The 24,439-nt window shown below is 50.7% G+C and carries 25 protein-coding genes; 11 read left to right on the top strand and 14 right to left on the bottom strand.

What is annotated here, in order from left to right; translation table 11 throughout:
- Positions 1 to 65: 65 nt before the first annotated feature.
- The 5 genes from potF to OGY68_RS08775 form a co-directional block, all read right to left on the bottom strand.
- Entirely contained in the window at positions 66 to 1,178 is a 1,113-nt protein-coding gene (potF, locus tag OGY68_RS08795) for a spermidine/putrescine ABC transporter substrate-binding protein PotF (protein WP_043015732.1), read from the bottom strand.
- A gap of 433 nt (positions 1,179 to 1,611) precedes the next feature.
- The gene (locus tag OGY68_RS08790; RefSeq protein WP_003831662.1) at positions 1,612 to 2,088 is read right to left on the bottom strand and encodes a type III secretion system chaperone family protein; all 477 of its coding nucleotides are present in this window, start codon (positions 2,086 to 2,088) and stop codon (positions 1,612 to 1,614) included.
- A 90-nt stretch (positions 2,089 to 2,178) separates the two neighbouring features.
- Positions 2,179 to 3,081 carry a 30S ribosomal protein S6--L-glutamate ligase gene (gene rimK / locus OGY68_RS08785; RefSeq protein WP_003831660.1) on the bottom strand — a complete coding sequence of 301 codons (903 nt, stop codon included), beginning with the start codon at positions 3,079 to 3,081 and terminating at the stop codon, positions 2,179 to 2,181.
- A gap of 59 nt (positions 3,082 to 3,140) precedes the next feature.
- Positions 3,141 to 3,863 carry a nitroreductase NfsA gene (gene nfsA, locus OGY68_RS08780; RefSeq protein ID WP_008784243.1) on the bottom strand — a complete coding sequence of 241 codons (723 nt, stop codon included), beginning with the start codon at positions 3,861 to 3,863 and terminating at the stop codon, positions 3,141 to 3,143.
- Positions 3,847 to 4,137 (bottom strand): DUF1418 family protein, encoded by a 291-nt coding sequence (locus OGY68_RS08775; protein WP_008784242.1) that lies wholly within the window; start codon positions 4,135 to 4,137, stop codon positions 3,847 to 3,849. The genes nfsA and OGY68_RS08775 overlap by 17 nt, the downstream gene beginning before the upstream one ends.
- A 172-nt stretch (positions 4,138 to 4,309) precedes the next feature.
- Here OGY68_RS08775 and OGY68_RS08770 point away from each other — a divergent pair, with 172 nt between their 5' ends.
- Positions 4,310 to 4,573, top strand: a complete 264-nt coding sequence (locus OGY68_RS08770) for a GrxA family glutaredoxin (protein ID WP_003035358.1) — start codon at positions 4,310 to 4,312, stop codon at positions 4,571 to 4,573.
- 34 nt (positions 4,574 to 4,607) lie between these two features.
- On the opposite strand, the gene OGY68_RS08765 is transcribed toward OGY68_RS08770, so the two are convergent.
- A complete protein-coding gene (locus OGY68_RS08765) occupies positions 4,608 to 4,988 on the bottom strand; it encodes an inner membrane protein YbjM (protein WP_003035356.1) in 381 nt (126 codons plus the stop codon).
- A gap of 269 nt (positions 4,989 to 5,257) precedes the next feature.
- Here OGY68_RS08765 and OGY68_RS08760 point away from each other — a divergent pair, with 269 nt between their 5' ends.
- Positions 5,258 to 6,943, top strand: coding sequence for an aspartate:alanine antiporter (locus OGY68_RS08760; RefSeq protein ID WP_003831652.1), 1,686 nt, complete (start codon positions 5,258 to 5,260; stop codon positions 6,941 to 6,943).
- 270 nt (positions 6,944 to 7,213) lie between these two features.
- Positions 7,214 to 8,011, top strand: coding sequence for an SDR family NAD(P)-dependent oxidoreductase (locus tag OGY68_RS08755; RefSeq protein ID WP_235124430.1), 798 nt, complete (start codon positions 7,214 to 7,216; stop codon positions 8,009 to 8,011).
- Here OGY68_RS08755 and OGY68_RS08750 read toward each other — a convergent pair.
- Positions 7,998 to 8,558, bottom strand: coding sequence for a TetR/AcrR family transcriptional regulator (locus tag OGY68_RS08750; RefSeq protein WP_057067998.1), 561 nt, complete (start codon positions 8,556 to 8,558; stop codon positions 7,998 to 8,000). The genes OGY68_RS08755 and OGY68_RS08750 overlap by 14 nt on opposite strands.
- An 85-nt stretch (positions 8,559 to 8,643) precedes the next feature.
- Between OGY68_RS08750 and OGY68_RS08745 the strand changes: the two genes are divergently transcribed.
- From OGY68_RS08745 to OGY68_RS08735, 3 genes are all read left to right on the top strand, one after another.
- Positions 8,644 to 9,852 carry an MFS transporter gene (locus OGY68_RS08745; RefSeq protein ID WP_008784238.1) on the top strand — a complete coding sequence of 403 codons (1,209 nt, stop codon included), beginning with the start codon at positions 8,644 to 8,646 and terminating at the stop codon, positions 9,850 to 9,852.
- Positions 9,852 to 10,667, top strand: coding sequence for a Cof-type HAD-IIB family hydrolase (locus OGY68_RS08740; RefSeq protein WP_057067996.1), 816 nt, complete (start codon positions 9,852 to 9,854; stop codon positions 10,665 to 10,667). Before OGY68_RS08745 ends, OGY68_RS08740 begins: the two co-directional genes overlap by 1 nt.
- A gap of 107 nt (positions 10,668 to 10,774) precedes the next feature.
- The gene (locus OGY68_RS08735; RefSeq protein ID WP_003831642.1) at positions 10,775 to 11,056 is read left to right on the top strand and encodes a hypothetical protein; all 282 of its coding nucleotides are present in this window, start codon (positions 10,775 to 10,777) and stop codon (positions 11,054 to 11,056) included.
- 217 nt (positions 11,057 to 11,273) lie between these two features.
- Here the strand turns inward: OGY68_RS08735 and OGY68_RS08730 are convergent, their stop codons facing one another.
- Positions 11,274 to 12,506, bottom strand: a complete 1,233-nt coding sequence (locus OGY68_RS08730) for an MFS transporter (RefSeq protein WP_008784235.1) — start codon at positions 12,504 to 12,506, stop codon at positions 11,274 to 11,276.
- A 297-nt stretch (positions 12,507 to 12,803) separates the two neighbouring features.
- Between OGY68_RS08730 and ybjG the strand changes: the two genes are divergently transcribed.
- Together ybjG and deoR are read left to right on the top strand one after the other, a co-directional pair.
- Positions 12,804 to 13,412 (top strand): undecaprenyl-diphosphate phosphatase, encoded by a 609-nt coding sequence (gene ybjG, locus OGY68_RS08725; RefSeq protein ID WP_057067991.1) that lies wholly within the window; start codon positions 12,804 to 12,806, stop codon positions 13,410 to 13,412.
- Positions 13,413 to 13,476: 64 nt separating this feature from the next.
- Positions 13,477 to 14,235 (top strand): DNA-binding transcriptional repressor DeoR, encoded by a 759-nt coding sequence (gene deoR, locus OGY68_RS08720; protein ID WP_032942805.1) that lies wholly within the window; start codon positions 13,477 to 13,479, stop codon positions 14,233 to 14,235.
- A gap of 45 nt (positions 14,236 to 14,280) precedes the next feature.
- On the opposite strand, the gene dacC is transcribed toward deoR, so the two are convergent.
- The gene (dacC, locus tag OGY68_RS08715; protein WP_032944358.1) at positions 14,281 to 15,483 is read right to left on the bottom strand and encodes a serine-type D-Ala-D-Ala carboxypeptidase; all 1,203 of its coding nucleotides are present in this window, start codon (positions 15,481 to 15,483) and stop codon (positions 14,281 to 14,283) included.
- Positions 15,484 to 15,811: 328 nt separating this feature from the next.
- On the opposite strand from dacC, the gene OGY68_RS08710 reads away from it, so the two are divergent.
- Positions 15,812 to 16,438 (top strand): glutathione S-transferase family protein, encoded by a 627-nt coding sequence (locus OGY68_RS08710; RefSeq protein ID WP_003831628.1) that lies wholly within the window; start codon positions 15,812 to 15,814, stop codon positions 16,436 to 16,438.
- Positions 16,439 to 16,443: 5 nt separating this feature from the next.
- Here the strand turns inward: OGY68_RS08710 and OGY68_RS08705 are convergent, their stop codons facing one another.
- Both OGY68_RS08705 and bssR read right to left on the bottom strand, forming a co-directional pair.
- On the bottom strand, positions 16,444 to 17,541 hold the full coding sequence (locus OGY68_RS08705; protein ID WP_032942802.1) for a PQQ-dependent sugar dehydrogenase: 1,098 nt from the start codon (positions 17,539 to 17,541) through the stop codon (positions 16,444 to 16,446).
- A gap of 102 nt (positions 17,542 to 17,643) precedes the next feature.
- Positions 17,644 to 18,027, bottom strand: a complete 384-nt coding sequence (bssR, locus tag OGY68_RS08700) for a biofilm formation regulator BssR (protein WP_048225978.1) — start codon at positions 18,025 to 18,027, stop codon at positions 17,644 to 17,646.
- 220 nt (positions 18,028 to 18,247) lie between these two features.
- Between bssR and OGY68_RS08695 the strand changes: the two genes are divergently transcribed.
- Positions 18,248 to 19,174, top strand: coding sequence for a LysR family transcriptional regulator (locus OGY68_RS08695; RefSeq protein WP_286616953.1), 927 nt, complete (start codon positions 18,248 to 18,250; stop codon positions 19,172 to 19,174).
- A gap of 32 nt (positions 19,175 to 19,206) precedes the next feature.
- On the opposite strand, the gene glgP is transcribed toward OGY68_RS08695, so the two are convergent.
- Both glgP and OGY68_RS08685 read right to left on the bottom strand, forming a co-directional pair.
- Complete coding sequence (gene glgP, locus OGY68_RS08690; RefSeq protein ID WP_057067352.1) at positions 19,207 to 21,657, bottom strand: glycogen phosphorylase; 2,451 nt, start codon at positions 21,655 to 21,657, stop codon at positions 19,207 to 19,209.
- Between the two features lie 51 nt (positions 21,658 to 21,708).
- A complete protein-coding gene (locus tag OGY68_RS08685) occupies positions 21,709 to 21,894 on the bottom strand; it encodes a glycine cleavage system protein T (RefSeq protein WP_223240755.1) in 186 nt (61 codons plus the stop codon).
- A gap of 231 nt (positions 21,895 to 22,125) precedes the next feature.
- Between OGY68_RS08685 and rimO the strand changes: the two genes are divergently transcribed.
- A complete protein-coding gene (rimO, locus tag OGY68_RS08680; protein ID WP_003831616.1) occupies positions 22,126 to 23,433 on the top strand; it encodes a 30S ribosomal protein S12 methylthiotransferase RimO in 1,308 nt (435 codons plus the stop codon).
- Positions 23,434 to 23,525: 92 nt separating this feature from the next.
- Here the strand turns inward: rimO and gsiD are convergent, their stop codons facing one another.
- Positions 23,526 to 24,437 carry a glutathione ABC transporter permease GsiD gene (gene gsiD, locus OGY68_RS08675; protein ID WP_032942798.1) on the bottom strand — a complete coding sequence of 304 codons (912 nt, stop codon included), beginning with the start codon at positions 24,435 to 24,437 and terminating at the stop codon, positions 23,526 to 23,528.
- Between the last annotated feature and the right edge of the window lie 2 nt (positions 24,438 to 24,439).

The following is a 24,439-nucleotide window of genomic DNA, read 5'->3' as shown; positions in this document are numbered from 1 at the left end:
ATGTGTCCGGGCTCAACGCTGCCCGGCAGGCAAAAATCCTGCCGGGTCATGTCCCAAACATCGGTTTATTTCCCGCTTTTTACCTTCGTCCATGCGCGGGTACGTACACGATCGATCTTCGGATCCTGTACTTTCAGTGTGAACAGCTTGGCGCGAACATCCGCAGGCGGGTAAATGCCCGGGTTGTCACGAACTTCCTGGCTGACCAGTGCTGTCGCTTCTTTGTTGGCATTGGCATAGAACACGTGGTCAGAAATATGCGCAATCACATCAGGGCGCAGCAGGTAATTGAGGAACTGATAGGCTTCATCTTTGTTTTTCGCATCGGCAGGCATCGCGAATACGTCAAAGAACGCCATTGCACCTTCTTTAGGAATTGAGAAGGAGATATTGACGCCATTTTTCGCTTCTTTCGCACGGTTTGCCGCTTGCCATACGTCCCCTGCCCAGCCAATCGCGACGCAGGTATCACCGTTTGCCAGGTCGTTAATATATTGCGAGGAGTGGAAGTAGCGAATATTTGGGCGCAGCTTCAACAGCAGATCGGTTGCCGGTCCGGTGTAATCATCCGCTTTGGTACTGTTTGGGTCTTTACCCAAATAGTTCAGCACCGTGGCAAACACCTCTTCGGGCGCATCGAGGAAAGAGACGCCGCAGCTTTTGAGTTTTTCCAGATTTTCTGGCTTGAGGATCAAATCCCAGCTATCAACCGGCGCATCCGGCCCAAGCACCGCTTTGACTTTATCCACGTTATAGCCAATACCGGTCGTAGCCCACATATACGGCATCGCGAACTTGTTGTCCGGATCGTGTTTACCCACCAACTTCAGCAGTTCAGGATCAAGATTTTTCCAGCCCGGCAATTTGCTCTTATCAAGCGGCTGGAATACGCCCGCAGTCAGTTGACGCTCAAGGAAGCTGGCAGAAGGAACGACAAGGTCAAAGCCGGTACTGCCAGCCATGAGCTTACCTTCCAGTACTTCATTGGAATCAAATACGTCATAGATAACTTTAATTCCGGTCTCTTTTTCAAAATTAGCCACCGTGTCCGGGGCAATATAATCAGACCAGTTATATATATGCAGCGTTTTTTGTTCAGCAGCGAGCGTGCCGGCAGAGATGGCCATCAGAGCACCCGCAACCAGGCCTGATAACCATTTTTTATTTAAGGCGGTCATAATCTCTTTCCTTCTGAAAGTTCGTTAACAAACGAACAAAAATGTCACACTCTAATGATATGCAAGAAACGTGCATATTCTTTCATGCGGCACCGATGAAAAGAGAGACCTCTCCTCATGCCGCTGTTGCTCGCTGGCATCCGCCGATGCATTCAACACACATTGTGGCCACAGGTCAGGTCACAAGGGGTTGTTTAAATGATGACGTTGGTAAGCTTCGCAAGAATAACTTTAGCCAGGAATTGTGGATATAGCCCAGATTAAAAAACGTCTTTTATCAATTTTTTATGCAGGAATTGTCTATGACATAAAGCGGAAGGCGCTGAATCGAGGTGAATAATTCTTTAATGAAAGGTTAAATGCAGAATAAAAACAGGCAATACGCAACCGCTCTGGCAGCGGCTGCGCAATATATGTCCAGATTCAGGAAGAATTAATGGAGGAAATGAATTTCAGCGGTGCTGTTTTGCGCATCTTCTTCAGCATTAAATAACAGCTGATGCGCTCCGGCTTCGAGGATCACCATCGATATTTGCTCTTCGCTCTGGCGAACAAAACATTCAAACTGCTCAAACGTTACGCCCGGCGTAACGGATAAAGACTGGCAAACCACCAGCTTTGGCAGATTATCATCCTGCATATCCAGAAACGCTTTCACAGTCAGTGAACTGGCATTGATCGCAGACAGATCGGCTGCCAGTGGCAGCAATGCAGAAGGTCTGACTTCCGCCATCGCAGAAAACAGAATGACGTTATCAACCAAATCAACTTTTGCATCAAAGATGCCGTCAAAATTCTGCATGTGTGGCAAGTGCAGCGCCTGACAGGTATCGCATTCAAAAAAACTCATGCCCAGGTCGTCGAGCCATTGACGCAACGTATCCAGAGTGGGAACGACCAGTGATGTCATAATAATGTGCGACCTCTATTGATGAAAAAAATACCGGCACAGCTTACGCAAAAAGAGCGTGTCATACCACGATCGCAATCGATATTGCGCTTAGCCGCCGATTTTAAGACAAAATTCAGGAGTAGCATGGCGCTCGATCCACTGGATCATTTTCGCGGCAATGTCTATTCCAGTGGTTTTCTCCACGCCTTCCAGCCCCGGAGACGCGTTAACCTCCATGACCAGTGGCCCTCGATCAGCGCGCAGAATATCAACGCCTGCAACGTCCAGGCCCATCGTCCGGGCGGCTTTGAGCGCAATTTCTCTTTCGCGCGGCGTGATACTCGCAATAGTCGCCACACCACCGCGATGGAGATTAGAACGAAAATCGCCCTCTTTAGCCCGTCGTTCAATGGCGGCCACTACTTCATCGCCCACCACGAAACAGCGGATATCGCGACCCTTCGCTTCTTTGATATATTCCTGAACCAGGATATGGGCATTCACCCCACGAAACGCATCTACCACGCTTTCTGCAGCCTGCCGCGTTTCCGCCAGCACCACGCCAATCCCCTGGGTGCCTTCAACCAGTTTCACCACCAACGGCGCACCGCCAACCATGTCAATCATGTCGCTGGTATCGTCCGGAGAGTGAGCAATTCCTGTGATGGGTAAATCAATTCCCTGACGCGCCAGCAGCTGTAGCGAACGCAGCTTATCGCGCGCTCGCGTAATCGCTACCGATTCATTCAACGGATAGCTACCCAGCATCTCAAACTGGCGCAGCGCCGCGGTCCCATAAAAGGTAATCGCGGAACCAATCCGCGGGATCACCGCGTCGAAATGGGGAAGCTGACGGCCCTTGTAATGAATAGAGGATGCCGCCGGGCTGATGTTCATATAGCAAGAAAGGGGATCGATAACTTCAACCAGGTGACCGCGCTGCATCGCCGCTTCACGCAGGCGTTTACAAGAATAGAGCGTTCCGTCCCGGGACAAAATGGCAATTTTCACCCTGCACCTCTCTGAATGACCTGGTAAAAGCTGGCGTATCATACACTGGGTTAAAATCTTTAGCGCGTGGCCCATCCCTGTTTATGCAAATATTCCAGGATAAAGGGGCGACTTTCTTTAATGATGGTACGGCGAATATGATCGCTCCAGGTGTCGCGGCGGGTATTGCTGCCTCGGGTCAGATAGTACTGCGCGAGCTGCTCATCATATTGCGCCAACACATCACTGTTGAGTGGCTGGTATTGGTTTTCATGCACCACAAGCGACGCGGGCAGGCGCGGCTTGATATCCGGGTTATCCGCAGGCCAGCCGAGGCACAATCCAAAGAGCGGCAGAACATGTTGCGGAAGCTTCAGCAGTTCGGTGACCGGCTCAATATTGTTACGCAAACCGCCAATAAACACGCCGCCAAGTCCCAGCGACTCTGCCGCCGTCAATGCATTTTGCGCCATCATTGCAGTATCAACCACGCCAAGCAGCAGCTGTTCCGCCAGCCCAAGTTGCGCGTCAGGGCAAATCTGCAAATGACGATTAAAATCAGCGCAAAACACCCAGAACTCAGCGGCCTGCGCCACATGCTTTTGGCCGCCAGATAAGGTGGCCAGCGATTCGCGCAGGGATTTATCCGTTATGCGAACGATCGTCGTGCACTGTAGAAAACTGGAGCTTGACGTTCCCTGAGCGGCGGCAATAATCGCCTCACGCTGTGCATCCGAAATGGCATCATCAGTAAAATGGCGAATAGAACGGTGGCTGCGGAGTAAATCAATGGTTGGAGTCATCTCTTTTGTCTCTGTCTGAATCAGTTGAATCACCGGGTGCGCGAGACATCAGTTGCGGTGCCAGCAGTTGAGCAACACGCCACATCAACGCCACCGCAGCAGGGAGCATCAGCAGTACGCCCAGAAATATCATCACCACGCAGGCTAACGGGCTGTTAAGCGGTGCGGGCAAGGTGAGGTAATCGTTAAGCGATAGCAGCGCCAGCGATAACAAAACCATCCCAATTATTTCCAGCATCAATACGCTTTTGGGTAATACACCAATTGTGCGCATACGCGGCCTCCCGGCGAAATGGCTTCCATTATAAAACGTTCCGGCTTGCCGTGTTTAACAGATATAGCTTGAGGATATCAAAGCAACAGGCTGAACCTGCTTTCCATCCGTCACAAATCGCGGCATCATAACCAGTATTGCCATCCGGCCTGATAAGTTCGAGGAGAAAGAGATGTTTGCCGTTATTTTTGGTCGCCCAGGGTGCCCGTATTGCGTGCGCGCAAAAGAATTAGCAGAAAAATTAAGCAGTGAGCATGACGATTTTAACTTCCGCTACATTGATATCCATGCTGAAGGAATTACCAAAGCAGATCTGGAAAAGACGGTAGGTAAGCCTGTTGAAACCGTTCCGCAGATTTTTGTCGATCAAAAACACATCGGCGGCTGCACGGATTTTGAAGCTTGGGCAAAAGAGAACATGAATCTGTTCGCCTGATAGCGGTTTCTACGCCCTCACCTTGAGGGCGTCATCAGTTCTTTTTCCGCCGTTGATGCTGATTGAATAAGCTACTGATAAATAAAAAACATAATGCGCCAAGTGCGCACCAAAACACCGCACTAAACAACCACGCCAGCTCTTGCCACAATGAACGCGTCGGCATAAAAACGAACCGCATCAGTAACAGGCAGCACGGCGCCGCCAACATTGCACCAAGCAGGGGTTTGAGCACTTCCCGACGATGGGAAAAAAAGCTTGCTGCAGCACCAGGTAAGATAAAAAACAACAATCCGACCTCAGGATGCCCTGCCGCTCTGAATGCCCCTTTCACGTTCAGCGTTAATGAAAGACACACCACAATAAAGAGCACAAAGCAGCAGACCGCACTCGCCCAACTTTGCTTATGTTTCAATCGTTCCTCCTGACACATTCTCTATCGAACACTCTTTTCGCCCGCAGGCGTCCAGTCAGATAAAGTAACTCGGCATTCCATGCCAAAAACACACCCACACGATTCTTATAGCCGTTGATACGTAATGAGATTAAACTAACCGCATATATTGTTATGCTGCATTATTCGGGGCTGTGTACGATGCTATCGCCCCTTAATTTCTGGCAAAAACATTAGCGTAAATTGCCATTTCTTTCAATAGCTTACTAGTAAACAAGAAGTTAGTCTCCGTGAATATAAACGTCGCAGATTTGTTAAATGGGAATTACATCCTGTTATTATTTGTGGTCCTGGCTCTGGGCCTGTGTCTGGGCAAATTACGTCTGGGTTCAGTCCAACTCGGTAATTCCATTGGCGTTTTAGTGGTCTCCCTATTATTAGGTCAGCAGCACTTTAGTATTAACACCGATGCATTAAATCTCGGCTTTATGCTGTTTATTTTTTGCGTCGGCGTCGAAGCCGGTCCCAACTTTTTTTCGATTTTTTTTCGCGATGGGAAAAATTATCTAATGCTTGCCCTGGTGATGGTCGGTAGCGCAATGCTGATCGCGTTGGGGCTGGGTAAGCTATTTGGCTGGGACATCGGCCTGACGGCGGGTATGCTGGCTGGCTCGATGACCTCAACGCCGGTGCTGGTCGGCGCGGGTGATACCTTGCGCCATTCAGGAATGACAGGGACACAACTTTCAAGTGCTCTCGATAACCTGAGCCTGGGTTACGCCCTCACCTATTTGATTGGTCTGGTCAGCCTGATTGTTGGTGCGCGCTATTTGCCGAAACTGCAGCATCAGGATCTGCAAACCAGCGCCCAACAAATCGCGCGTGAACGAGGTCTGGACACCGACGCCAATCGTAAAGTGTACCTCCCGGTGATCCGCGCCTATCGCGTTGGCCCTGAGCTAGTGGCATGGGCCGATGGCAAAAATCTGCGCGAACTGGGTATTTATCGCCAGACCGGTTGTTACATTGAACGCATCCGTCGCAACGGCATTCTGGCCAACCCGGATGGTGATGCGGTGTTGCAAATGGGCGATGAGATAGCCCTGGTGGGTTATCCGGACGCCCATGCTCGCCTCGATCCCAGCTTCCGTAACGGTAAAGAGGTGTTCGATCGCGATCTGCTCGATATGCGCATCGTCACTGAAGAAATTGTGGTGAAAAACCACAATGCCGTTGGTCGTCGCCTGGCCCAGTTGAAACTGACCGACCATGGTTGTTTCCTGAACCGCGTGATCCGTAGCCAGATTGAAATGCCTATTGATGACAACGTCGTACTCAATAAAGGCGACGTGTTGCAGGTCAGCGGTGATGCTCGTCGCGTGAAAACCATTGCCGATCGTATCGGCTTCATTTCCATTCACAGTCAGGTGACCGATCTGCTGGCCTTCTGCGCCTTCTTTATCATCGGTCTGATGATCGGGATGATCACCTTCCAGTTCAGTAATTTCAGCTTCGGCATCGGGAATGCGGCTGGACTGCTGTTCGCCGGGATCATGCTGGGCTTCCTGCGAGCCAACCACCCCACATTTGGCTATATCCCACAGGGTGCGCTGAATATGGTGAAAGAGTTTGGCCTGATGGTATTCATGGCAGGCGTCGGTTTAAGCGCAGGCAGTGGCATTGGTAATGGCCTGGGTGCCGTCGGTGGTCAAATGTTGATTGCCGGTCTGGTAGTCAGCCTGGTTCCGGTTGTCATCTGTTTCTTGTTTGGTGCTTACGTATTGCGCATGAACCGTGCCCTGCTGTTTGGTGCCATGATGGGCGCACGTACCTGTGCTCCGGCAATGGAAATCATCAGCGACACCGCACGCAGCAACATCCCTGCGTTAGGTTATGCAGGGACCTACGCGATTGCCAACGTTCTGCTGACATTAGCGGGGACACTCATCGTCATTGTCTGGCCAGGCCTTGGTTAGCGCTGAAATTTTCCCTTAATTGAAAAATTTTTGCAGGTAAGCAGAACTTTTCTTCAAGGCGTCAGTCATAACTATTGCCACTGCTTTTCTTTGATGTCCCCAATTTGTGGAGCCCATCAACCCCGCCGTTTTGGTTCAAGGTTGATGGGTTTTTTGTTGCCTGAAATTTGCGCTCATCGCCTTCCACCTCTGAAACTCCTCCCAAATTTGCAGCATGCCGGTTATGGCACATACTTTAAAACGGTGCTTTATCGGGGATGGGGGTTAGTCATGTTGCTTACTGGCAAAGTCGCAGTAATTTTTGGTGGCAGCGGGGCTATTGGTAGTGCGGTTGCGCAGGCCATGGCGCGCGAAGGAGCCCATATATGTCTGGGCGCTCGCAGCCAGGAAAAACTTGATCGGACGGCCAGTATTATCCGAACGGCAGGTGGTACAGTCGAAACCTTTATCACCAATGTACTCGACGAGCACAACGCATCGAAGGAAGTTACCCGCCTTGCGCAGCAAACCGGTGGAATAGATGTGGTGGTTAACGCAACGGGATTTATGCACGAACAGGGCAAACACATTAACGCATTATCCCTCTCTGAGTTTATGAGCGGCATCACCCCTTTCCTCTCGGCGCAGTTCAATATCGCTAAAGCCGTAACGCCGCACATGGGCGGCAATCGTGCGGGCGTCATTCTCAGCGTTGTTGCCCCCGCGGCCCCGATGGCGATGCCTGGTCATCTGGGTCATATTGTTGGTTGTGCAGGAACAGAGGCTTTTATTAAAGCGCTCGCCAGCGAGGTAGGACCGGCAAATATCCGGGTCGTCGGCGTGCGCTCGCATGCGATTGTGGATGCTGTTGCAGCTGGCTCCTATACCGGAGAAATTTTCTCCGCCAAAGCACAGTCAATGGGTTTAACCGTCGATCAATGGTTAGGGGGTGCGGCGCAAAGTACCATGCTCGCGCGCCTGCCTACGCTTGCACAAATCGCTGAGGTCATGACCTTTCTTGCTTCAGACCATGCCAGCGCCATGACCGCGACGGTGGTGAATATTACCGGAGGCGCTACGCACAGCTGACTGTCGCGGGTATCCCTGCAATACGCTCCACCATCAGCAAGATATCTTCTCGCTGCAGCGGTTTTTTGTCCGTGACAAAATGCAGCGTCATTCCTTCAATAAACGCATCCAGCGCCCGCGCCGTAACCGGGTCAAACCACTGCTCCAGCGTTTGTTGGCTGCGTAGCATCCAGTTCTGCATCACCGTTTTCAACGCTGGTTTACGGCTGGCAAAAGCATACAGCTGATACATGAGCTCCATATTATCAGGCGTTGTGACCTGAGAGCCGTAAATCATATCGGTAATGGCATGGCAAGCCTGCGACGCATCCTTAACATCGGCAAAAAAGTCCTGATACTGCAGCATCATCCTGTCAGTAAAACGGCCAAATGCCTCCATCAAAAGCTCATCAATTCCCGAAAAGTAATAGGTCATAGAACCCAGTGGTACCTCGGCAATCATAGCGATTTTACGGTGTGTAACCCCATGAATACCATGAGCTATTACTGCATCCAGAGTCGCCTGAACTATTTTTTCCCGCCGCAGCGGATCGTTTGCACGTCGCACTACATTTCCTCTTCTTGCATTTGTGTACAAATGTACACAGTCTTGCTAATGTTGTCTCCTTCCCTCTTTTCTTTGGCTCGAATTCATGACTGGCATCTCATCACGCAAAGCCTTAAGACGTCGCACCTGGGCGCTGTTCACGTTCTTCTTTTTACCAGGATTATTAATGGCCTCCTGGGCAACGCGTACCCCTGCCATCAGAGATATCCTCTCCATCTCCACTGCCGAAATGGGTGCGGTGTTGTTTGGGCTCTCTATTGGTTCGATGAGTGGCATACTTTGTTCGGCCTGGCTGGTGAAACGATTTGGCACGCGTAAGGTGATCCGCACCACCATGTCTTGTGCCGTTCTCGGAATGGCGATCCTCAGCGTAGCGCTCTGGCTACATTCCGCATGGCTTTTCGCGTTTGGCCTGAGCGTATTTGGCGCCAGCTTTGGCGCGGCAGAAGTTGCCATCAACGTCGAAGGTGCGGCAGTTGAGCGCGAAATGAACAAAACCGTGCTGCCGATGATGCACGGTTTTTACAGCCTGGGAACGTTGGCAGGGGCTGGAGTTGGAATGATGCTTACCGCCTTCAGCGTCCCGGCTACCGCGCATATTCTTTTGGCTGCAATGGTTGCTATCACACCTATTTTCATCGCCATCAAAGCTATTCCTGACGGCACGGGCAAAAATGCCGCTGACGGTTCTCACTCCGGTGAAAAAGGACTGCCTTTTTATCGTGATATCCAGCTATTGCTGATCGGCGTTGTAGTGCTGGCAATGGCATTTGCTGAAGGTTCCGCCAACGACTGGCTTCCACTGTTAATGGTGGACGGACATGGATTTAGCCCGACATCAGGCTCGCTTATTTATGCCGGCTTTACGCTGGGTATGACCGTTGGACGATTTACCGGCGGCTGGTTCATCGACCGTTACAGCCGCGTTGCGGTGGTGCGCGCCAGTGCGCTGATGGGCGCTCTCGGGATTAGCCTGATTATTTTTGTCGACAGCTCCTGGGTGGCGGGTGTGTCCGTTATTCTGTGGGGACTCGGCGCATCGCTCGGCTTCCCGCTGACCATTTCAGCCGCCAGCGACACCGGCCCCGATGCCCCAACCCGCGTCAGCGTCGTGGCGACCACCGGTTACCTGGCGTTCCTTGTTGGACCGCCGCTGCTGGGCTATCTGGGTGAACACTATGGCCTGCGCAGCGCTATGTTAGTGGTGCTGGCGCTGGTGCTTGTCGCCGCCGTCGTCGCGAAAGCGGTAGCGAAACCGGATCTCAAAAATACCACGGTGATGGAGAACAGCTAATGAGTATCAAATTAATTGCGGTCGACATGGACGGCACATTTTTAAGCGACCAAAAAACCTATAACCGTGAGCGCTTTATGGCGCAATACCGCCAGATGAAAGAACAAGGGATCCGCTTTGTGGTCGCCAGCGGCAACCAATATTATCAGTTGATTTCCTTTTTCCCCGAACTGGCCAATGAGATCTCATTTGTCGCCGAAAATGGTGGTTGGGTGGTCAGCGAAGGAGAAGATGTCTTTAACGGCGAACTGGCTAAAGACGATTTCCATGCCATCGTGGATCATCTGCTGACCCGCGCCGATATCGACATTATTGCCTGTGGTAAAAACAGCGCCTATACGTTGAAACAGTACAGCGATGAGCATAAGAACGTTTCCGCCATGTACTATCATCGTCTCGAGTTTGTAGATAATTTTGACAATCTTAACGACGTTTTCTTCAAGTTCGGGCTGAATATTTCCGACGACCGAATTCCACAGGTACAGGCCGATCTCCACGAGGCGATTGGCGATATTATGGTACCGGTGCATACCGGCTACGGCAGCATCGACTTAATAATTCCCGGCGTGCATAAGGCTAACGGTCTGCGCCTGCTGCAACAACGCTGGAATATTAACGACGACGAGGTTGTTGTGTTTGGCGATGGCGGAAATGATATTGAGATGCTGCGTCAGGCGGGATTTAGTTTCGCAATGGCCAACGCCCATGAGCCGGTGATCGAGGCGGCAAAATATCGTGCAGGCTCGAACAACGAAGAGGGCGTGCTGGATGTTATCGATCGCGTGTTAAAGAATGAAGCACCGTTTACGTATTAACGGCTCAGCACAGACGGCAACAAAATGATGGCATGATCTATTCATAATCCGCCTCAAATTAACCCGCTGGATTATTACTTCCAGTGAATATTTCAGGCGAGCGGATCATGAAGAAAAGTGTACTGATGGCGACATTGTTGCTGGGCTTTGCGGGGACAACATTTGCACAGAGCGTTACCGTTGATGTCCCCAGCGGTTATAAAGTGGTGGTAGTGCCCTCTTCCGTCAGCGTCCCGCAGGCGGTCAGCGTAACGACCGCACCACAAACGGTATATGTTGCTCCAGCGCCTGCTCCGGCCCCTGTCTATCGCGCACATCCTTATGCGCGACATGTGGCAAGCGTCGGTGAAGGGATGGTTATCGAACATCAGATTGACGACCACCACTAAGTTATCGCCAGGCCCAGACAACCGTAATACTGGTCAGTTAAGATCTTTGGTGAGCGGTAGGCCGGATAAGGCGTTTACGCCGCCATCCGGCAATTTGCTACAGGCCGCCGGATGGCGCTTCGCTTATCCGGCCTACAGCGTGATTCTATTATCAACATAATGATGAATTTATCGGCGTCATTATGCTTATCTGCGCTGGATTGCGGACAACCGGGCCTTAACCTTCCCGGGAATTCCCTACCCGTTTATCTTTCAGGAAGATAACCATCAAAATCAGCCACAGTACGCCGCTTGCCAGATTGAACAAGCTGAACAAGCCGTTCCCTCCAAGCAGATACGCGTGTTTACTCAGCTCAATACCGACGGTAAAAATCAGCATCTGCAACATACCCATTGCGGCAGAAACAGTACCCTTACTCATTTCGCTGGCAAACAGCGTCAGGCGCACCAGCCCCGCATTCGCCACGCCAATGCCAAACGCATAGATGCTCAAACCCGCCGTCATCCATAGATATGCATGGGATGACACCACCGTGGCCGCAGCGGCAATAATCAGGCCAACGGCGATTGGCCAGCCGCCCATGATAATGAGCGAACGCACGGTTTTTCGCGAAGTCAGACGCGCCAGCACCAGGTTACCAGCAATCAACGCGCCAAAAATCGGCACCTGCAACAGACCATATTCGTAGCTGCTGAGATGTTCACCACTGATGATAATAATCGGGGACTGCGCAATCCACGCCAGTAACGGCAGGCTGACAAAACCCAACGCCAGTGCGCCTGCAACGAAGCGCACGTTCCTCAGCACCAGCTTATAATCCTTGCCCAGCTCTTTAATGGACAGCTTTTCACCAAGCCGGGTTGCCGTTTCCGGCATCGCGCGTTGCAGACCAAAAAAGGAGATGGCCGCCAGAGCAGCAAACAGGATAAACATCCCTTCCCACGGCAGAACATGTACCCAGGCTGCGCCTACCAACGGACCCAGCAGTGGCGCAATCAGCGCCACGTTTGCCATCAGCGCGGTAATTTTTATGCAGACCGCTTCTTCAAAGGATTCCTGAATGGCGGCGTAACCCACCGCACCAATAAAGCACAGGCTTATCCCCTGTAAAAAACGCAGGAAGGTAAATTGCTCAATATTCTGTGCAAGCAGGGTTGCAAGGCAGGTAACGATGAACCAGATCACGCCGGTTAACATTACCGGGCGACGACCAATACGGTCCGACAGCGGTCCTAACAACCACTGCAAAAACATGCCGCCTGCCAGATAGGCGGTCATGGACGTAGGTACCCAATCTAATCCGGCGTTATATTGCGCCACCACCGCCAACATTCCGGGCTGGATCATATCGTTGCCGATATAAGTGGAGAATTCGTAAAGCACCAGACAGAGCGGGAAAAGTAATGCCTGACGCCCCAAACGGACGCCTGAAGATAAACGGTTCTGCATGCAATCTCTTAACTATAGAAAAATCGCGCAAAGTGTAATAAATGCGCCGTACTGGTGATAGTGAATTATGTGATTTGAAAGCAAAATGCGCACATTTTTACACTCATTTGCTCAAGAACATTTTGCTTTAAGGTTAATTTAAGTTGAGGCCGCTATCATGCTCAATAAGTCTCATTAACTGTCTTAAAAATAGTCATTTAGCAGACAAATAAGACAAGACCGCTTTTTATTCCGTGAAAGCAATTTTATGCTCTCCCCCCTATGGGCCTTTAAACGATTACACTGAGTCTGGACGTTATGCTGGAAAATCTGAACAACTCACTTTTTTATCTCATCAATGCCACGCCGGACTCTGCGCAATGGATGATATCGCTGGCGATTTTTATTGCCAAAGACCTGATTAGCATTGTGCCGCTGTTAGCCGTTGTACTTTGGCTTTGGGGACCTCGTGGTCAGGTTACGCTCCAGCGCCAGTTGGTCATCAAAATGGCGATTGCGCTCATCGTCGGGCTGACGATTTCATGGCTGATGGGACATCTGTTCCCCCACGATCGTCCGTTTGTTAACCACATCGGTTATAACTTCCTGCACCATGCGGCAGATGACTCTTTCCCGAGCGACCACGGTACGGTTATCTTTACCTTTGCTCTGGCCTTCCTGTTCTGGCATCGCTTGTGGACGGGTGCTCTGCTGATGGTTGTCGCCGTGGCGATTGCCTGGTCACGAGTTTACCTTGGCGTTCACTGGCCGCTGGATATGCTGGGCGGATTACTGGCCGGGTTGATCGGCTGTCTGAGCGCCCAGATGATCTGGCAACGGTTCGGCACAAGCTTGTACCTCGGCTTGCAGACGTGCTATCGCACCTGCTTCGCTCTCCCCATCCGTAAAGGTTGGGTACGTGACTAACCCGCGGTAAAAAGAGTAGTATTAAGCGCGAAACTGAGCACTTATTCTATTCTCCAGGGGAACTATGGAAACTCGACGCGACGAGCGTATTGGTCAATTACTGCAGGCGCTGAAACGCAGCGATAAATTACACCTCAAAGAAGCCGCGACGTTGCTGGGCGTATCTGAGATGACCATTCGTCGCGACCTGAATAATCATGATGCTCCCGTCGTGCTGCTCGGGGGCTATATTGTTCTGGAACCCCGCAGCGCTAACCACTATTTAATCAGCGATCAAAAATCCCGTCTGGTTGATGAAAAGCGTCGCGCTGCCCAGCAGGCGGCGAGTCTCGTGCAGGCGCATCAGACCATCTTTTTCGATTGCGGTACGACCACGCCGTGGATCATTGAAGCGATCGACAATGAACTGCCCTTCACCGCAATCTGCTACTCGTTGAATACGTTTCTGGTGCTGCAGGAAAAACCGCAGTGCCGCGTCATTCTGTGTGGTGGTGAATTCCATGCCAGTAACGCGATTTTTAAACCGCTCGATTTTCAGGAAACGCTGAACAACCTCTGTCCGGATATCGCCTTTTATTCCGCGGCAGGTGTTCACATCGAAAAAGGCGCGACCTGTTTTAATCTGGAAGAACTGCCGGTGAAGCACTGGGCGATGTCGATGGCGCAGCATCACGTTTTGGTGGTCGATCACAGCAAGTTTGGCAAGGTGCGCCCTGCGAGGATGGGGGAATTGAAACGCTTTGATACCATCATCAGCGACAGCCGTCCTGACGAGGCATTTGTTGAGTACGCTAAAGCACAACGTATCACGCTGAAGTACTAACAGATACTGCCGGACGGCGATTGCGCCATCCGGCAATAGATAAGATTAAGAGAACCAACCACCAAACCACTGGTGGAATTTCATCATCACAAAGTCCCACATGCGGCTAAAGAAACCACCCTCTTCCACATCTTCCATCACCATCAACGGACGCTGCTCAATGGATTTTCCGTTCAACTGGAAGTCGATAGTGCCCACAACCTGACCTTTCTTCAACGGCGCGGTTAGCTGTGGTTCAGTCAGGGTAAAGCTGGCCTTCAGATTTTTGAGCTGACCACGCGGGATAGTCACCGAACCCGCTTCTCCAGCGCCCAAATTCACTTCACTCTTATCGCCAAACCAGACGCGCTGGGTTACGAAAGTGGCATCTGGTTTAATCGGCGTAACGGTTTCAAAGAAGCGGAAGCCCCAGGTCAGTAGCTTTTCTGACTCATTGAAACGAATGCGGTCGGTTTTTGCTCCCAGCACCACGGAGATCAGGCGCATATCGCCCTGGGTCGCGGAAGCCACCAGGTTGTATCCCGCCCCGGCAGTGGTCCCGGTTTTCATACCGTCCACGTTCAGGTTGGTGCTCCACAACAGACGGTTGCGGTTCGGCTGGCGGATTTTATTGAAGGTAAATTCTTTCTCTTTGTGAATAGCGTACTCTTCCGGCACATCGTGGATTAACGCCTTCCCGAGCAACGCCATATCACGTGCGGTACTGAACTGTCCTGCCGCATCCAGGCCGTGTACCGTCTGGAAAGTCGTGTTGGTCAGCCCCAGTTTTTTCGCATAGCCGTTCATCAGACCAATAAAAGATTCCTGACTGCCGGCAACGTAATCAGCGAGTGCAATACAGGCATCGTTACCTGACTGAATGATAACGCCTTTATTCAGATCGGACACCGCAACCTGATCGCCGGGCTTGAGGAACATGACCGACGAACCGCGCAGGGCTGGATTACCGGTCGCCCATGCGTCTTTGCCCACGGTGACCATGTCGTTGAGGTTAATTTTTCCGGCCTTCAGCGCCTGCCCAACCACATAGCTGGTCATGATTTTGGTCAGACTGGCAGGATCCAGTTTCTCATCAGCATTACCTTCCGCCAGCACCTTACCACTGGCGTAATCCATCAGAATCCACGCGCGCGCGTCCACGCTCGGCGGGGCCGTCGGTTGCTCCGCCGCCTGTACGGTCGGCGCCAAAAGGATTAAGAGTGCAGAACCTGCAGCAAAGCTGCGAAGTGAAGAGAAGTATTGCGTCATAAATGCCACCCGAGTATCCATTCCAAAAAACCACGTCATACCACACCGTGTTTACACAAAACCGGCCAAGCGACCTCGACCAACCCATGCAGAAAAAGTCTGATGGATGACGTGTAAAATAAGTGCGGTGAGTAATAACGCACTAACGAGCTTAAAGAAACCGTAAGTTGGTAAAGTTTTTAAAGTTTATGCAATAACGCCGCGCTGCGCTGCTCCTGGCACGATTTTTTTAGACTTTGTTGCGTAAATATTAGGTTTACCCCACCATGTGAGCTAGTCAGATGGCATCTGCAGCCATAAAGCTGCTCAATTAATTTGCGGGGTTACTATGATTACACTGTGGGGTCGCAATAACTCGACCAACGTAAAAAAAGTATTGTGGACGCTCGAGGAACTGGAACTGCCGTATAACCAAATTCTGGCGGGCGGGCAGCATGGCGGTAACCGCGATGCCGACTATCTGGCACTGAACCCGAACGGACTGGTCCCGCTGCTACGCGATGATGAAACAGACGTTGTCCTGTGGGAATCCAATACCATTGTCCGCTATCTGGCCGCTCAGTACGGACAAAAACGTTTGTGGATTGACGCCCCGGCCGCGCGCGCAGTCGGTGAAAAATGGATGGACTGGGCAAATCAGACGCTAAGCCCTGCGCATCGGGTTATCTTATTTGGTCTGGTCAGAACACCTGCCGATCAGCGCGATATGGCGGCCATTGAGGCAAGTAAACAAGTTTGCGATAACCTGTTTGCCATTCTGGATAACGCGCTGGCAGACCAGCCATGGTTCTCCGGGGCTGAATTTGGCACGGCGGATATCGCTGTTGCACCGTTCATCTATAACCTGTTCAACGTTGGTCTGAGCTGGACCCCGCGCCCGCATCTGGAACGCTGGTATCAACAACTGACCGAGCGCCCGGCGTTTCAAAAAATCGTGATGATCCCGGTCAGCTAACCAAATCAGGGACTCACTTTCAGTAATTCCCCGTCGGACTCGTCGGTTAGCACGTACAAATAACCGTCTGGTCCGACGCGCACATCACGGATCCGCTGCCCCCTTTCCTGCAACAGACGACCATCCTCAGTGACCGTATTCCCCTTAACGCTCAGCACGATCACTTCTTTATCTTTCAACGCGCCGATGAACAACTTTTGCCGCCACTGCGGGAAGGTATCACTATTGTAAAAAGCCATTCCACTAACCGCCGGCGACTTTTCCCAATAAAAGATGGGTTGTTCCGTGCCAGCAACAATTTGACCTTTTGCTTCGGGAATTTTCAAACCACTGTAGTTAACACCCCAGGTCGCGATAGGCCAGCCGTAGTTTTTCCCTTTCTCGGGGATATTGATTTCATCGCCTCCGCGTGGACCATGCTCATTGAGCCACAACACATCACTCCACGGATTCATCGCCATACCCTGCGGGTTGCGGATGCCATACGACCAAATCTCTGCCCGCGCTCCTGCCATGTTCACAAACGGATTATCCGGCGGAATTTTTCCCTCGTCGGTCAGTCGGACTAATTTACCCTGCAATTTATCCAGGTCCTGGGCGGTAGCGCGTTGATTATTCTCCCCCAGGCCAATAAACAGATAACCGTTACCATCAAATACCAGACGTCCACCAAAATGGTTTCCGGTGGAAAGCTTTGGCTGTTGGCGAAAAACGGTCTGAAATCCTTGCAGATGTTTGAGATCGTCACTCAATCGCCCGTAGCCTACCGCAGTGCCCGCTTTGCCTTCGCGGTCGGCTTCAGCGAAGCTTAGCCATACCCGGCGAGATTGTGCAAAATCCGGTGCTAACGCCACATCAAGCAGTCCTCCCTGACCATTTGCCCAAACTTTGGGTACGCCGGTCAGCGGGTCGGAAAGCCCTTTATCAGGCTGCCAGAGTCGAAGCTGTCCACCTTTGAGCGTAATGAGCATACCGCGGTTATCGGGTAAAAAAGCCAGTGACCATGGGTGATCGAGTTTAGTTTGCAGCACTTCCACTTTTACCGCGGCGGCATAAGTGGAAAATAGCGCAAGTGGAATAGCACAGAGAAAGAGTCGACGCATAACACCTCCTTAATGGCTCTGCATAAAGCGTAGCCAGCAAGGGGAATTATCCCGCTACATTTACATAATCTTGACGAAAAGGGGGAGCGCCCTCCCCCTGATTCAGACGTGTTCCAGCGTTGGATAAGATTGCAAACACTGGATGCTCAGCGTCAGCGTTGTCAGGCAGTTTTCCAGTTTCTCTGCGTTAACGGCGATAAACGTTGGACAATCGTGATGTCCACTCATAAGACAAACCGCGGCGGCGGCTAACGCCCCTTCAGCACGATGAAGGGCATTCCACTCTTCCTGATCAAGATGCATACCGTGAAGCTGTGATTGCTCGTGCAATTCGCGATTCAGTGCAAAAAAAACATCACGCAGGCGATCGCTCTCGCTAACTGACATGTAGCCTTTCGCTTTTCTCAACTGCAGATAAGCGGCAAGTTCGATACGGGCGTTTATCAATTTGTTGAGAAGATCGGTTCTCAGTCTGTCAACAACCATACTTTGTTCCTCCTCTTTCCAACTATGGTGCAACTTAATAGTATGGTTGTTTTTTGAACAAATAGATGTCCTACATCAATAAAGCCCAATTGATTAACATAATTTACAATGTTACAACTTCATTCTGTACGCTTATCGAAGGCGCTCTGTGTCTGACTCGCCTGACTTTTTTTGCTATACCTGATGTGGTTACTGCCATGGTGTTGATGATGAGGGGTCTATGTCGAAAGCAAATGATGCAGAAAAAATACGCACACTATCAAAAATAGATCTCAATCTGCTGACCATTTTCTGTTTGATCTATAGCGTGGGTAGCATTTCCAGAGTCGCTGACATGCTGAACATCTCACCTTCCGCCGTCAGCCAGTCATTAAGAAAACTGCGCGAAATGATGGGTGATAATCTTTTTGTCCGTAGCGGGAATGCACTGTTACCGACGGTCTATTCTGATGAACTGTATGATAATACAATCCCAATTATCGATAAGCTATCAACGCTGATGCCGCTTTCCACGCCTGCCGCCAAAAAAAGGTTAACGCTTTATACGGAATCTTTTATTTCCCCTATCGTTATTCCAGATGTCACCGCCAGAATAATCGAGACTGACGCCGATATCAGCCTCCTGCACCTTACCGCCGACCTGAATGAACAGAGTATTATTGAACTGCTGAATATGCGTCAGGCAGATGCTGTTTTTTCTACCTTTGCCGTAGAGTCAGCAAGTCTTTCATGCCAGAAAATATGCGATATGCGCCTGGTACTGACGGCCTCGCAGAATAATTCTTTATATGGTAACACCATCAGTGAAGCGCAATTCAGAAACGCTAACCTGGTCGGTTACAATACTAAGAATGAGAAAATCATTTATCATCGCAGTATTGTGGATAAAAAATTTAGAACCGGAGAACGCTGCCTGCTTACCTCATCGTTTACGGCGATTCTGACGATTGTGTCCAATACCCATTGTTTAGGGGTGATCCCGGAAAAGGTATTTGAAACACACGCTCAGCTGTATGGACTAAAAAAAATAAACACTCCGTTTCCCTTGCCACAATTTAGCGTGTTTGCCTCATCGCGCAAAGAAAGCAATACCCACAAAATCCTCTCACCTATTCTGGCTGATTTGCAAACAGCCTCCCTGTTATGAAAACCAGAGAGGCTGAGCGTTAGAAATACTGGCTACACGCGTATTTTTGCTATGCGCCAGATATGGTCGGCATATTCCTGAACCGTTCTGTCCGACGAGAAATACCCCATGTTAGCAATATTATGCATGGTTTTTGTCGTCCACTCCCGGGGAGTACGATACAACTCGTCCACCGCATCCTGACAATCTACATAGCTGCGATAATCTGCCAATACCTGATAGTAGTCGCCGAAGTTAATCAATGAATCCAACACGTCTCTATAACGCCCTGGCTCCTGCGGACTGAACACCCCTGTACCGATTTGCGTCAGCACCTGATGAAGTTCCTCATCCTTTTCAAAGATGTGCCTCGGGTCATAGCCATCACGTCGCAGAGTTTCAACCTGATTAGCCGTATTGCCAAAGATAAAGATGTTATCTTCCCCAACGTATTCGCGCATTTCGATATTCGCACCGTCGAGCGTACCGATAGTGAGCGCACCATTCATACCGAATTTCATATTGCTGGTCCCGGAGGCTTCCGTCCCGGCCAGGGAAATTTGCTCTGACAGATCGGCTGCCGGAATAATTAGCTGAGCGAGACTGACGCTGTAATCCGGAATAAATACTACTTTCAGTTTGCCGCCAATCAGCGGATCGTTATTGACTAACTGCGCCACATCGTTAATCAAGCGAATAATTTGTTTTGCCATGTGATAAGAGGAGGCCGCTTTTCCGGCAAAGATATTCACTCGCGGTACCCAGTTGGCATCCGGCGCGGCTTTAATCCGGTTATAGCGTGTAATAACGTGAAGCACATTCATGAGTTGCCGCTTGTACTCGTGGATGCGTTTCACCTGCACATCAAACAGCGCATCAGGATTCACCACCACGCCATAGTGGGTGGCAATATGGTGCGCCAGCCGCTGCTTATTTTCACGTTTCGCACGATGCACAGCCTCATTCACCGACGGATAATCTATAAACTGCTTCAGCTCGCCCAACTGCATTAATTTAGTCCGCCAGCTGTCACCGATATTTTCGTCCAGCACTTTGGCAAGCGGTGGATTCGCCAGCGCCAGCCAACGACGCGCAGTCACACCATTGGTTACGTTGGTGAAACGCAAGGGAAATATACGCGCGAAGTCTGCAAACAGTGATTCGGTCATCAGTTTTGAATGCAATGCCGACACGCCGTTTACCTTATGACTGACAACTACCGCCAGCCAGGCCATACGCACCACACGACCATTGGACTCATCAATTAACGACACACGTTTCAGTAGATCGCTGTCATTACGATAACGTTCCTGTAATGTCTTCAGAAAACGATCGTTAATCTCAAAAATAATCTGCAAATGGCGCGGCAAAATTCGACTTAGCATTTCTACTGGCCAGGTCTCCAGCGCCTCACTCATCAACGTATGGTTGGTATAAGAAAAAATCTGACAGGTCACGTCAAACGCGTTATCCCAGCTAAACTGATGATGATCAACCAATAAACGCATCAACTCAGGGATCGCCAGTACCGGATGCGTATCATTAAGGTGAATCGCAATTTTATCGGCCAGATTGTCGTATGTTTTGTGCAACTGATAATGACGACTCAGAATATCCTGGATCGTCGCCGAGGCCAGGAAATAGGCCTGGCGTAAACGCAATTCACGCCCCGCATCGGTGGAATCATCAGGGTACAAAACCCGCGAGATACGATCGAAGTGGTATTTGTTTTCCACTTCAGTAGCAAAGTCGGCCTGCTGATTCAGTTTGCCCGCATTAACTTCGCTATTCACCTGCACGTTCCACAAGCGTAACGTATTAGTCGTGTCCGTCGCATAACCTGGAATAATTTGATCATGTGCCACGGCCAGAATATCCTCGGTTTCAAGCCAGCGGGTTTTATTCCCTTCCTGTTGAACACGCCCGCCAAAACGTACTTTATAATGCGTATTATGACGTTTGAACTCCCAGGGATTACCGTATTCCAGCCAATAATCGAGCGACTCTTTTTGTACACCGTTAACGATATTTTGTTTGAACATACCGTAGTTATAACGAATACCGTATCCACATCCCGGCAACCCAAGCGTCGCCAGTGAATCAAGGAAGCAGGCCGCCAGACGACCGAGACCACCATTACCTAACCCGGGATCGTTTTCTTCGTCAATCAGTTCTTCCAGTTCAAGCCCCATTGCCTCCAGCGCGCTTCTGACTTCATCATAAATACCTAAAGAGAGCAATGCATTGGATAGTGTACGACCAATTAAAAATTCCATCGACAGATAATATACCTGGCGCGCATCCTGAGAGAATTGCGCCCGATTAGAACGGTGCCAGCGCTCGACCATCCGATCGCGTACCGCATATAACGTCGCATTAAGCCACTCCCGTTTCGTGGCGATTGCGGGATCTTTGCCAATAGTGAATAAAAGTTTATTAGCAATATCATCTCTAAGTTTATCAACATCAGAGTCCGTGGCGACCGGAAGTGGCGAAATATACATATTAACGTTACCTTTCAAATTTTGTAGGATGGTAATAGACAGGTGAATTATTTAAAGTTTGGGTACGTGAGCGTTAGCTTTTTGTCGAATATTTTCATGACTGGCGATAAACGTTAATTCTGTCATTAATACACGCCAACTTAAGCCTGTAGCAAGCGAGATATAATATAAACTCACACCATTAGCATAAAGAGTTTTAGCCATTTCAAGTTTCGACTTCAAAACAATATCTTTCAAATTTAACCTCATTAGTAACGCTCGACGAGATAAAATTTACGATAATGAGTGTCTATAGCCAAGAAGCGGCACTTAAAGCCGGAATTAGACTCACTAAACACCTTTCACTAACCGATCTACTCTTTATAGGTATCGCTCTTTATTCTCTCCGTCTTATGCTGATCAGATATAGATGTACCGTGAAGGCATCTGTATAATCCCCCGATTACGAGCAATGTACAGTATAAGAAAATGGCAAAAATTGGTTTTATATCACTAGGTTGTCCGAAAAACCTCGTCGATTCTGAGCGCATCCTGACCGAACTTCGTACCGAAGGCTATGATGTTGTGCCAAGCTACGACGACGCGGATATGGTTATCGTTAATACCTGCGGCTTTATCGACAGTGCGGTTCAGGAGTCCCTGGAAGCAATTGGCGAAGCGCTGAACGAGAACGGTAAGGTGATCGTCACCGGCTGTCTGGGCGCGAAAGTCGATCAGATCCGTGAAGTCCACCCGAAGGTGCTGGAAATCACCGGGCCGCATAGCTATGAACAGGTTCTGGAGCACGTTCACCACTATGTGCCAAAACCAAAACACAACCCGTTCCAGAGTCTGGTTCCTGAGCAGGGCGTTAAGCTGACTCCTCGCCATTACGCCTATCTGAAGATTTCCGAGGGCTGTAACCACCGCTGCACGTTCTGCATTATTCCCTCCATGCGCGGCGATCTGGTGAGCCGTCCGATTGGCGACGTCCTTAGCGAAGCCAAGCGTCTGGTCGATGCGGGCGTGAAAGAGATTCTGGTAATCTCTCAGGATACCTCTGCGTACGGTGTAGATGTGAAGCATCGTACCGGTTTCCATAACGGCGAGCCGGTCAAAACCAGCATGGTTGATCTGTGCGAACAGTTATCAAAACTGGGGATCTGGACGCGTCTGCATTACGTCTACCCCTACCCGCACGTTGATGATGTGATCCCGCTGATGGCGGAAGGGAAAATCCTGCCGTATCTGGACATCCCGTTACAGCATGCCAGCCCGCGTATTCTTAAACTGATGAAACGCCCGGGCTCCGTGGACAGACAACTGGCGCGCATCAAGCAGTGGCGTGAAATCTGCCCTGAACTGACGTTGCGATCCACTTTCATTGTTGGTTTCCCGGGTGAAACGGAAGAAGACTTCCAGATGTTGCTCGACTTCCTGAAGGAAGCGCGTCTGGATCGCGTGGGCTGCTTTAAATACAGCCCGGTAGAAGGCGCTGGCGCTAATGACCTGCCGGATCAAATCCCGGAAGAGGTGAAAGAAGAACGCTGGAACCGCTTTATGCAATTGCAGCAGCAGATCTCTGCTGAACGTTTGCAAGAGAAAGTGGGCCGCGAGATTCTGGTTATCGTTGATGAAGTTGACGAAGAAGGCGCAATTGGTCGTAGCATGGCTGATGCTCCAGAAATCGACGGCGCGGTATACCTGAATGGTGAAACCAAGGTGAAACCTGGCGATATCATCCGCGTGAAGGTCGAAAACGCAGATGAATACGATCTGTGGGGCACCCGCGTTTAATTAGCGTAACCCAACGTAGGCCGGATAAGGCATTTATGCCGCATCCGGCAATGCCTGATGGCGACGCTGAAGCGTCTTATCAGGCCTACGGTTTATCCTTTTATCTTCGGGTCCAGCGCGTCGCGCAGACCATCTCCCAGTAAGTTAAACGCCAGCACCGTCAGGAATATCGCTACCGCCGGGAAAATCGCCACGTGCGGCGCGATCACCATATCAGCGCGCGCTTCATTAAGCATTGCCCCCCACTCCGGCGTCGGCGGCTGTGCGCCTAATCCCAGAAATGACAGGCTCGCGGCAGAGATGATCGACGTGCCAATTCGCATGGTAAAAAAGACCACGATCGATGAGACCGTTCCAGGCAGAATATGGTTGAAGATGATGGTCGCATCGCTGGCACCAATACTGCGCGCAGACTCAATAAACGTCTGTTGCTTCAGCACCAGCGTATTCCCACGCACCAGGCGCGCGAAGGCTGGAATGGAGAAAATGGCCACGGCAATGATCACGTTAGCAATTCCGCTGCCCAGCACGGCGACCACGGCTATCGCCAGCAATATCCCCGGAAAGGCGAACAGCACATCGCAGATTCGCATGATCAGTCGATCCCACCAGCCTTCGTAGTACCCCGCCAGCAGACCCAGTACCGTACCAATCGCCGCGCCAATAAATACGGCAAAGACCCCTGCCGCCAGCGAGATTTGCGCCCCAACCAGCACGCGGCTAAAGATATCCCGTCCCAGTGAGTCAACGCCAAACCAGTGCAGCATCGACGGTCCGTCATTCAGACGGTCATAATCGAAGTAATTCTCGGCATCAAATGGCGTCAGCCAGCGGGCAAAAATCGCTACCACGATCAGGAGCAATACAAACAGCCCAGCGACCATCGCCATGTGCTGTCGACGGAACCGACGCCAGAACTCATGCCACGGTGTGCGTATCTGCTCTGGCTTAACAAGGGGCATCGCATTTAAAATCGCCTGTCGGCGCCAGTTAAAAAATCGCATCC

It is taken from the genome of Citrobacter sp. Cpo065, assembly GCF_030332805.1.
GTDB classification, from domain to species: Bacteria; Pseudomonadota; Gammaproteobacteria; order Enterobacterales; family Enterobacteriaceae; genus Citrobacter; species Citrobacter portucalensis.
Note: the sequence above shows the minus strand (reverse complement) of the source record. Positions and strands in the feature narration are given on the sequence as shown.

Excerpts from the sequence above, each read along its gene's own strand:
- OGY68_RS08735 (WP_003831642.1), top strand. The coding sequence starts at position 10,775 with ATGAAGAAAAGTGTACTGATGGCGACATTGTTGCTGGGCTTTGCGGGG.
- OGY68_RS08745 (WP_008784238.1), top strand. The coding sequence starts at position 8,644 with ATGACTGGCATCTCATCACGCAAAGCCTTAAGACGTCGCACCTGGGCG.
- glgP (WP_057067352.1), bottom strand. The coding sequence starts at position 21,657 with ATGTATATTTCGCCACTTCCGGTCGCCACGGACTCTGATGTTGATAAA.
- OGY68_RS08755 (WP_235124430.1), top strand. The coding sequence starts at position 7,214 with ATGTTGCTTACTGGCAAAGTCGCAGTAATTTTTGGTGGCAGCGGGGCT.
- ybjG (WP_057067991.1), top strand. The coding sequence starts at position 12,804 with ATGCTGGAAAATCTGAACAACTCACTTTTTTATCTCATCAATGCCACG.
- OGY68_RS08790 (WP_003831662.1), bottom strand. The coding sequence starts at position 2,088 with ATGACATCACTGGTCGTTCCCACTCTGGATACGTTGCGTCAATGGCTC.
- OGY68_RS08705 (WP_032942802.1), bottom strand. The coding sequence starts at position 17,541 with ATGCGTCGACTCTTTCTCTGTGCTATTCCACTTGCGCTATTTTCCACT.
- bssR (WP_048225978.1), bottom strand. The coding sequence starts at position 18,027 with ATGGTTGTTGACAGACTGAGAACCGATCTTCTCAACAAATTGATAAAC.
- gsiD (WP_032942798.1), bottom strand. The coding sequence starts at position 24,437 with ATGCGATTTTTTAACTGGCGCCGACAGGCGATTTTAAATGCGATGCCC.
- deoR (WP_032942805.1), top strand. The coding sequence starts at position 13,477 with ATGGAAACTCGACGCGACGAGCGTATTGGTCAATTACTGCAGGCGCTG.
- nfsA (WP_008784243.1), bottom strand. The coding sequence starts at position 3,863 with ATGACTCCAACCATTGATTTACTCCGCAGCCACCGTTCTATTCGCCAT.
- OGY68_RS08695 (WP_286616953.1), top strand. The coding sequence starts at position 18,248 with ATGTCGAAAGCAAATGATGCAGAAAAAATACGCACACTATCAAAAATA.
- OGY68_RS08770 (WP_003035358.1), top strand. The coding sequence starts at position 4,310 with ATGTTTGCCGTTATTTTTGGTCGCCCAGGGTGCCCGTATTGCGTGCGC.
- OGY68_RS08775 (WP_008784242.1), bottom strand. The coding sequence starts at position 4,137 with ATGCGCACAATTGGTGTATTACCCAAAAGCGTATTGATGCTGGAAATA.
- OGY68_RS08730 (WP_008784235.1), bottom strand. The coding sequence starts at position 12,506 with ATGCAGAACCGTTTATCTTCAGGCGTCCGTTTGGGGCGTCAGGCATTA.
- OGY68_RS08740 (WP_057067996.1), top strand. The coding sequence starts at position 9,852 with ATGAGTATCAAATTAATTGCGGTCGACATGGACGGCACATTTTTAAGC.
- dacC (WP_032944358.1), bottom strand. The coding sequence starts at position 15,483 with ATGACGCAATACTTCTCTTCACTTCGCAGCTTTGCTGCAGGTTCTGCA.
- rimO (WP_003831616.1), top strand. The coding sequence starts at position 22,126 with ATGGCAAAAATTGGTTTTATATCACTAGGTTGTCCGAAAAACCTCGTC.
- OGY68_RS08710 (WP_003831628.1), top strand. The coding sequence starts at position 15,812 with ATGATTACACTGTGGGGTCGCAATAACTCGACCAACGTAAAAAAAGTA.
- potF (WP_043015732.1), bottom strand. The coding sequence starts at position 1,178 with ATGACCGCCTTAAATAAAAAATGGTTATCAGGCCTGGTTGCGGGTGCT.